At 72.7% G+C, this 590-nt stretch carries 1 pseudogene; it reads right to left on the reverse strand.

Annotated features, from left to right (window positions below):
- Positions 1 to 67: 67 nt before the first annotated feature.
- Positions 68 to 590, reverse strand: a pseudogene (locus tag ABD323_RS44075) (hypothetical protein); the annotation flags it as partial.

Raw genomic sequence — 590 nt, forward strand, 5'->3', positions numbered from 1 at the left:
GACAGGTACCCGTCCGCGCAGCCCTGCAGGACCACCGAGACGACGATGAGCAGGATCGGCACGGCCGTCACCCTTCCGTCGGCTGGTCGGCCAGCCGGTAGAACCCGCCGGCGTCCTCCAGCGGGTGCAGCTCCGCCAGCGACTTCTGCAGCACTGTTCCGTCCTCGTGCACCAGGAAGGCGATGCCCGTCGCACCGGTGGTGAGGTGGCGGTCGCGGATGGGTTCGCCGATCGCGGGCAGCCGCTCCACGCTGTGGAAGCCGGGCAGCCGGCGCAGCGTCCGCAGCCCGTCGATCGACTGCACAGTACCTTCGCGGTGCGGGCGCAGGAAGACCTTGGCCACGGTCTGCGGCGGGGCGTACGGCCGGTCCAGCCGGGCGGCGAACTCGGCGGGGCGCAGGTAGCGCTCGACCACCAGGTGCTGCTGGCTGTAGCCGAAGGCGGCGTGGTACGGGTCGGGGGTCAGCGAGGGGCCCATCACCCGGGAGTTGACCTCGACCAGGCGCGGGCCGCGCGGGGTGAGCATCACCTCGGTGTGGGCGGCGCCGTTGCCGATGCCGAGCGCGTCCAGCCAGGCCAGCACCGACTCG

The sequence above is a fragment of the Kitasatospora nipponensis genome, from assembly GCF_039528135.1.
GTDB classification, from domain to species: Bacteria; Actinomycetota; Actinomycetes; order Streptomycetales; family Streptomycetaceae; genus Kitasatospora; species Kitasatospora nipponensis.